Genomic DNA, 7,244 nt, shown 5'->3' on the forward strand with positions numbered 1-7,244 from the left:
ACCCCGGCCGTACGCTGATGCACAGTGCCGGTGGGGGCCGGCGCTGATCAGGGGGCGAGACAGGCAGGTACGACGCCCGGGGCGGGGTGGTTGTCAGGGCACGGCGGCGGCCGTGCGCGCGTGGCGGCCCCGGGCTCGGGCGCCGTACCCGCACTGCCTCCGCCTACCGGGACATGGGGGTGGTTGTGGCACGTATTCGGGTATTGGTGGTCGACGACCACCGCATCTTCGCCGAGTCGCTCGCCGCCGCCCTCGCGGCGGAGCAGGACGTGGACGTCTCGGCGGCCGGCAGCGGGCCGGCGGCGCTGCGCGCGCTGGAGCGCGCGGCCGGCGAGGGGCGTCGCTTCGACGTCCTGCTGATCGACGCCGACCTCGGCACGGTGGGTCCGGACGTCGCGCATGTGCCCGCGCAGCCCCGGAGTCCGGGCCAGGACGGCTCGGGGCCGGGCGAGGGCGCGGTGGACGGGATCTCGCTGGTGGCGAGGGTCCGCACGGGCCATCCGGGGGTGCGGACGGTCGTACTGGCCGAGCGCGACGATCCACGGCGGGCGGCCGCCGCGCTCCAGGCGGGGGCCGGCGGCTGGGTGGCCAAGGACTGCTCGCTCTCCCGCCTGCTGTCGGTGATACGGGGCGTGTTGCGGGACGAGACGCATCTGCCGCCCGCCCTGCTGACGGGCGTGCTGCGCGAGCTGACGGCCGCGCGCAAGCACCGCACCGAGAGCGAACGGCTGGTGGAGTCGCTGACCCCGCGCGAGCGCGAGGTGCTGCGCTGCATGGTGGCCGGGCTGGGCCGCAAGGCCGTCGCCGAGCGGCTCTATCTCTCCCCGCACACGGTCCGTACGCACATGCAGAACGTGCTCGGCAAGCTCGGGGTGCACTCCACCCTGGCCGCCGTGGCGCTGGCCCGGCGGGCCGGGGTGGGCCCGGTGGACCTAGCCGGGGACGTTGTCGAACGGGGCGGTCAACTGGCGTAGCAGCCCCGCCAGTTCACCGCGCTGTCCGGTGGACAGCTCGGAGAGGATCGCGCGCTCCTGGGCAAGAAGCCCGGCGAGTGCCTGGTCCGCGCGGTCCCGCCCCTCGGCGGTGAGCCGGACGAGCACCCCGCGCCGGTCGCTGGGGTCCGGCTCCCGCTGGACCAGGCCCTTCTTGGCGAGCCGGTCGATGCGGTTGGTCATGGTGCCCGAGGTGACCAGGGTCTGGGTCAGCAACTGCCCGGGGGAGAGCTGGTAGGGGTCCCCGGCACGGCGCAGGGCGGTCAGGACGTCGAACTCCCAGGGCTCGAGCTCATGCTCGGCGAAGGCGATCCGGCGCGCCCGGTCGAGATGCCGGGCCAGTCTGGAGACGCGACTGAGCACTTCGAGTGGTTCCACGTCGAGATCGGGGCGCTCTCGGCGCCACGCCGCGACCAGCCGATCGACCTCGTCCTCCATGGGATCAGTGTAGTAGGTCTGTCGACATGAAGTCTCTTGACGTCAAGATAGCTTTCAAGGACTCCTTGAGACAGGACTCCTTGAGAGCAGGACTTCTCGAGGCCGGACTTCTTGAGGCAGGGAGACACCGCGATGCGCCACACCCCCGACTGGGACCCCGCCCAGTACCTCCGCCACGCCGGGCACCGGACCCGCCCCTTCCATGAGCTGCTCGCCCGCGTCCCGGAGCTGCCGGGCCGGGGCGGCCGTCCCGCCCGGATCGCCGACCTCGGCTGCGGCGCCGGCAACGTCACGGCGCTCCTCGCCGAACGCTGGCCGGACGCCCGCATCACCGGCTACGACAACTCCGCCCCGATGCTCGCCGAAGCCGCCGCCCACGCCGGCCCGACCCCCGGGGGCGGCCGCGTCGACTTCGCCCACGCGGACCTGACGGACTGGGCGCCGGGCGCCCAGCGCTACGACCTGATCGTTTCCAACGCCGCGCTCCAGTGGGTGCCCGGCCATGTACGGGCCTTCCCGGCCTGGCTGGCCGGCCTCGCTCCCGGCGGCACGTTCGCCTTCCAGGTCCCCGGCAACGGCGACGCCCCCAGCCACGCCCTGCTGCGCGAGCTCTGCGCGTCCCCGCGCTGGCACGACCGCCTGGGCACGGCGGGCCGCTGCACCCTCGACATCCTCCGGCCCGTGGAGTACCTGGAGCGGCTGACGGCGCTCGGCTGCGAGGTGGACGCGTGGGAGACGACGTACGTCCACGTCCTCCGCGGCGAGGACCCCGTCCTCGACTGGGTCCGCGGCACGGGGCTTCGGCCGGTCCTGACCGGCCTCGCCGATGATGCCGCCGCGACGGAGGCGTTCCTCGCGGAGTACGGGGCGCTGTTGCGGGCCGCCTACCCGGCGGGGGTGGATGGGACGACGCCGTTCCCCTTCCGGCGCGTCTTCGTGGTGGCGCGGCTCGGCACCGCCGGACCGGCCCACGTCGGCTGATCGCCGTCGCGGCGGGACCGGGGCCTCCTCCCCGCCGCCACGGCGAGTCCCCCCCGCCGGGGAGCCCGGCGGTGCCCAACCGGGGGCACCCGGCCCGGCCGGGGCTACGACTTCCGATGCCCCACCAGCCGCGGCTTGGGCTCCAGCCCGTCCAGCCCGTGCCACGCCAGATTCACCAGATGCGCCGCCACCTCCGCCTTCCGCGGCTTCCGCACATCCAGCCACCACTGCCCGGTCAGGGCGACCATCCCCACCAGCGCCTGCGCGTACAGCGGCGCCAGCTTCGGGTCGAAGCCGCGGGCCTTGAACTCCAGGCCCAGGATGTCCTCCACCTGCGTGGCGATATCGCTGATCAGCGAGGCGAACGTGCCCGTCGACTGCGCCACCGGCGAATCCCGCACCAGGATCCGGAAGCCGTCCGTGGACTTCTCGATGTAGTCCAGGAGGGCGAAGGCCGCCTGTTCCAGCAGCTCCCGCGGATGGCCCGCCGTCAGCGCGCCCGTGACCATGTCGAGGAGCCGCCGCATCTCGCGGTCCACGACCACCGCGTACAGCCCCTCCTTGCCGCCGAAGTGCTCGTAGACCACCGGCTTGGAGACCCCGGCCTTCGCCGCGATCTCCTCCACCGACGTCCCCTCGAAGCCCTTCTCGGCGAAGAGCGTGCGACCGATGTCCAGCAGCTGCTCACGGCGCTCCGCACCGGTCATCCGCACACGGCGGGGCCGGCCGCGCCGGCTCCCGGAGGCAGCGGGCAGGTCCTTGTCACTGGTGTTGCTGTCGATCGCCACGCTGTCAATCATGCCGCGTGCGCGGCACCCTCCTTATCCCGTTTCTCCCCGGACGCCCGCCGGGACTCGATCCGGCCGGCGTTCGGCCAGCGCACGTCGTACGCCCAGCCCGCCCGCTCGAACCAGCGGATGATACGGGCGCTGGAGTCCAGCTGCCCCCTCAGCACACCGTGCCGCGCCGACGTCGGGTCGGCGTGGTGGAGGTTGTGCCAGGACTCACCGCACGACAGCACGGCCAGCCACCACACGTTCCCCGAACGGTCCCGCGACTTGAACGGACGCTTGCCGACGGCGTGGCAGATCGAGTTGATCGACCACGTCACATGGTGCAGCAGCGCCACCCGCACCAGCGAACCCCAGAAGAACGCCGTCACCGCACCCTGCCACGACCAGGTCGCCAGCCCGCCCACCAGCGGGGGCACCAGCAGCGAGACCGCCGTCCACAGCACGAACTGCCGCGAGACCGCGCGAAGGGCGGGGTCCTTGACCAGATCGGGCGCGTACTTCTGCTGTGACGTCTGCTCCTGGTCGAACATCCAGCCGACGTGGGCCCACCACAGCCCCTTCATCAGGGCCGGCACGGACTCGCCATAGCGCCAGGGCGAATGCGGGTCGCCCTCGGCGTCGGAGAACTTGTGGTGCTTGCGGTGGTCCGCGACCCAGCGGACCACCGGGCCCTCGACCGCCAGCGACCCCATGACCGCCAGCGCGATCCGCAACGGCCGCTTGGCCTTGAACGAACCGTGGGTGAAGTACCGGTGGTAGCCGATTGTGATGCCGTGGCAACCGATGTAGTACATGGCTACCATCAGGCCCAGATCCAGCCAGCTCACCCCCCAGCCCCAGGCCAGCGGAACGGCGGCGAGCAGGGCGACGAACGGAACGACGATGAACAGCAGCAGGGTGAACTGCTCGATCGACCGGCGTTGCTCCCCGCCCAGCGTGGCGGAGGGGAGTGGGGTCTCCTGGGCCTTCGGCGCGTCTTCGAGCACGTCGGGGCTTGCAGTCATGGGTTCCCTCATGGGGGTCGGATCTTGATCACGGTTCCTACGGTTCCGTAACCTACGGCTTCGTAAGTATGGCAGGGCCGGGCGCCTGGGCAAGAGGGCTGAGGGCAACCGCGCGTCGGGTGGCGACCTATGCTGTTGCCGTCGGACAGCGCGGTCCGCCACCCCTCCAGAAGTGCCGGAAACTCTGCAAGGAGCAGCACCTGTGAGCAGTGCCGACCAGACCAACGCCGCCCTGCGCGCCGACATCCGCCGCCTCGGTGATCTCCTCGGGGAAACCCTGGTCCGCCAGGAGGGTGAAGAGCTCCTCGATCTGGTGGAGCGGGTACGAGCGCTGACCCGCACCGACGGCGAGGCCGCCGCCGCGCTCCTGGCCCGCACCGACCCGGACACGGCCGCCAAGCTCGTCCGCGCCTTCTCCACCTACTTCCACCTGGCCAACGTCACCGAGCAGGTCCACCGCGGCCGCGAACTGCGCGCCAAGCGCGACGCCGAGGGCTCGATCCTCGCCCGCACCGCCGACCAGCTCAAGGAAGCCGACGCCGAGCACCTCCGCCAGACCGTCGAGAACCTCGGCGTACGCCCCGTCTTCACCGCCCACCCCACCGAGGCCGCCCGCCGCAGCGTCCTCAACAAGCTCCGCCGCATCGCCGAGCTCCTCGACACCCCCGCCACCGGCACCGGCGACAAGCGCCGCACCGACCTCCGCCTCGCCGAGAACATCGACCTGCTCTGGCAGACCGACGAGCTCCGCGTCGCCCGCCCGGAGCCCACCGACGAGGCCCGCAACGCCATCTACTACCTCGACGAGCTCCACGCCGAAGCCGTCGGCGACGTCCTGGAGGACCTCGCCGCCGAACTCGACCGCGTAGGCGTCGGCCTCCCCGCCGGCACCCGCCCCCTGACCTTCGGCACCTGGATCGGCGGCGACCGCGACGGCAACCCCAACGTCACCCCCCAGGTCACCTGGGACGTGCTGATACTGCAACACGAGCACGGCATCACCGACGCCCTCGAACTCGTCGACGGCCTCCGCGGCGCCCTCTCCAACTCCATCCGCAACAGCGGCGCCACCGAGGAACTCCTCACCTCCCTCCAGCGCGACCTCGAAGCCCTCCCCGAGATCAGCCCCCGCTACAAGCGCCTCAACGCCGAGGAGCCCTACCGCCTCAAGGCCACCTGCGTCCGCCAGAAGCTCGTCAACACCCGCGAGCGGCTGGCCAAGGGCACCCCCCACCAGGAAGGCCGCGACTACCTCGGCGCCGGGGACCTCCTCACCGACCTCCAGCTCATCCAGGACTCCCTCCGCGTCCACCGCGGCGGCCTGATCGCGGACGGCCGCCTCGAACGCGCCATCCGCACCCTCGCGGCATTCGGCCTCCACCTCGCCACCATGGACGTCCGCGAACACGCCGACGCCCACCACCACGCCCTCGGCCAGCTCTTCGACCGCCTCGGCGAGGAATCCTGGCGCTACGCCGACATGCCCCGCGACTACCGCCGCCGCCTCCTCGCCAAGGAACTCCGCTCCCGCCGCCCCCTGGCCCCCAGCCCCGCACCCCTCGACGCGGCCGGAGCCAAGACCCTCGGGGTCTTCGGCACCATCGGCGAAGCCCTCGAGAAGTTCGGCCCCGAGGTCGTCGAGTCCTACATCATCTCCATGTGCCAGGGCGCCGACGACGTCTTCGCCGCCGCCGTCCTCGCCCGCGAGGCAGGGCTCGTCGACCTCCACGCCGGCTGGTCCAAGATCGGCATCGTGCCGCTCCTGGAGACCACCGACGAGCTCAAGGAAGCCGACCGGATCCTCGACGAGATGCTCGCCGACCCCTCCTACCGACGCCTGGTCGCGCTGCGCGGGGACGTCCAGGAGGTCATGCTCGGCTACTCCGACTCCTCCAAGTTCGGCGGCATCACCACCAGCCAGTGGGAGATCCACCGCGCCCAGCGCCGCCTCCGCGACGTCGCCCACCGCTACGGCGTCCGCCTGCGCCTCTTCCACGGCCGCGGCGGCACCGTCGGCCGCGGCGGCGGCCCCACCCATGACGCGATCCTCGCCCAGCCCTGGGGCACGCTCGAAGGCGAGATCAAGGTCACCGAGCAGGGCGAGGTCATCTCCGACAAGTACCTCATCCCCGCCCTCGCCCGCGAGAACCTGGAACTGACCGTCGCGGCCACCCTCCAGGCCTCCGCCCTCCACACCGCCCCCCGCCAGTCCGACGAGGCCCTGGCACGGTGGGACGCGGCCATGGACACCGTCTCCGACGCCGCCCACTCCGCCTACCGCCGCCTGGTCGAGGACAAGGACCTCCCCGCCTACTTCTTCGCCTCCACCCCCGTCGACCAGCTCGCCGAGCTCCACCTCGGCTCACGCCCCTCCCGGCGCCCCGACTCGGGAGCCGGCCTCGACGGCCTGCGCGCCATCCCCTGGGTCTTCGGCTGGACCCAGTCCCGCCAGATCGTCCCCGGCTGGTTCGGCGTCGGCTCCGGCCTCAAGGCCGCACGCGAAGCAGGACTCGACAACGTCCTGGACGAAATGCACACCCACTGGCACTTCTTCCAGAACTTCCTCTCCAACGTCGAGATGACCCTCGCCAAGACCGACCTGCGCATCGCCCGCCACTACGTCGACACCCTCGTGCCCGACGAGCTCAAGCACGTCTTCGACACGATCCAGGCGGAGCACGAGCTGACGGTGCAGGAAGTCCTGCGCATCACGGGAGAGGACGAACTGCTGGCGGCGAGCCCGGTGCTGCGGCAGACGTTCCACATCCGCGACGCCTACCTCGACCCGATCTCCTACCTCCAGGTGACGCTGCTGGACCGGCAGCGGCGCGCCGCCGAGCAGGGCCAGGACCCGGACCCGCTCCTGGCGCGGGCCCTGCTCCTGACCGTCAACGGCGTCGCGGCCGGCCTGCGCAACACTGGCTGAGGCCACAGACGGGGGGGGGGGGGGGGGGGGGCCCCCCCCCCCGCCCCCGGGGGGGGGGGGGGCGGGGGGGGGCGCCCCCCCCACACACCCCACAAAAAAGAGTCCACAC

At 72.2% G+C, this 7,244-nt stretch carries 6 protein-coding genes; 3 read left to right on the forward strand and 3 right to left on the reverse strand.

What is annotated here, in order from left to right; translation table 11 throughout:
• Positions 1-185 precede the first annotated feature (185 nt).
• Entirely contained in the window at positions 186-974 is a 789-nt protein-coding gene (locus tag AB0E98_RS25400; protein ID WP_361706621.1) for a response regulator transcription factor, read from the forward strand.
• On the opposite strand, the gene AB0E98_RS25405 is transcribed toward AB0E98_RS25400, so the two are convergent.
• Positions 933-1,430, reverse strand: coding sequence for a MarR family transcriptional regulator (locus AB0E98_RS25405; RefSeq protein WP_361706624.1), 498 nt, complete (start codon positions 1,428-1,430; stop codon positions 933-935). The genes AB0E98_RS25400 and AB0E98_RS25405 overlap by 42 nt on opposite strands.
• A 132-nt stretch (positions 1,431-1,562) precedes the next feature.
• On the opposite strand from AB0E98_RS25405, the gene AB0E98_RS25410 reads away from it, so the two are divergent.
• Complete coding sequence (locus AB0E98_RS25410) at positions 1,563-2,411, forward strand: trans-aconitate 2-methyltransferase (protein ID WP_361706626.1); 849 nt, start codon at positions 1,563-1,565, stop codon at positions 2,409-2,411.
• A 104-nt stretch (positions 2,412-2,515) separates the two neighbouring features.
• Here the strand turns inward: AB0E98_RS25410 and AB0E98_RS25415 are convergent, their stop codons facing one another.
• Both AB0E98_RS25415 and AB0E98_RS25420 read right to left on the reverse strand, forming a co-directional pair.
• Positions 2,516-3,211, reverse strand: coding sequence for a TetR/AcrR family transcriptional regulator (locus AB0E98_RS25415; RefSeq protein WP_361706629.1), 696 nt, complete (start codon positions 3,209-3,211; stop codon positions 2,516-2,518).
• Complete coding sequence (locus AB0E98_RS25420) at positions 3,208-4,209, reverse strand: fatty acid desaturase (RefSeq protein ID WP_361706632.1); 1,002 nt, start codon at positions 4,207-4,209, stop codon at positions 3,208-3,210. Before AB0E98_RS25420 ends, AB0E98_RS25415 begins: the two co-directional genes overlap by 4 nt.
• A 202-nt stretch (positions 4,210-4,411) precedes the next feature.
• Between AB0E98_RS25420 and ppc the strand changes: the two genes are divergently transcribed.
• Complete coding sequence (gene ppc / locus AB0E98_RS25425; protein WP_361706635.1) at positions 4,412-7,135, forward strand: phosphoenolpyruvate carboxylase; 2,724 nt, start codon at positions 4,412-4,414, stop codon at positions 7,133-7,135.
• Positions 7,136-7,244: the final 109 nt, after the last annotated feature.

It is taken from the genome of Streptomyces sp. NPDC037389, assembly GCF_040636475.1.
GTDB lineage: Bacteria > Actinomycetota > Actinomycetes > Streptomycetales > Streptomycetaceae > Streptomyces > Streptomyces hesseae.

Bases quoted from the DNA above. Each gene is read 5' to 3' on its own strand.
- AB0E98_RS25410 (WP_361706626.1), top strand. From the start codon at position 1,563: ATGCGCCACACCCCCGACTGGGACCCCGCCCAGTACCTCCGCCACGCC.
- AB0E98_RS25415 (WP_361706629.1), bottom strand. From the start codon at position 3,211: ATGATTGACAGCGTGGCGATCGACAGCAACACCAGTGACAAGGACCTG.
- AB0E98_RS25420 (WP_361706632.1), bottom strand. From the start codon at position 4,209: ATGACTGCAAGCCCCGACGTGCTCGAAGACGCGCCGAAGGCCCAGGAG.
- AB0E98_RS25405 (WP_361706624.1), bottom strand. From the start codon at position 1,430: ATGGAGGACGAGGTCGATCGGCTGGTCGCGGCGTGGCGCCGAGAGCGC.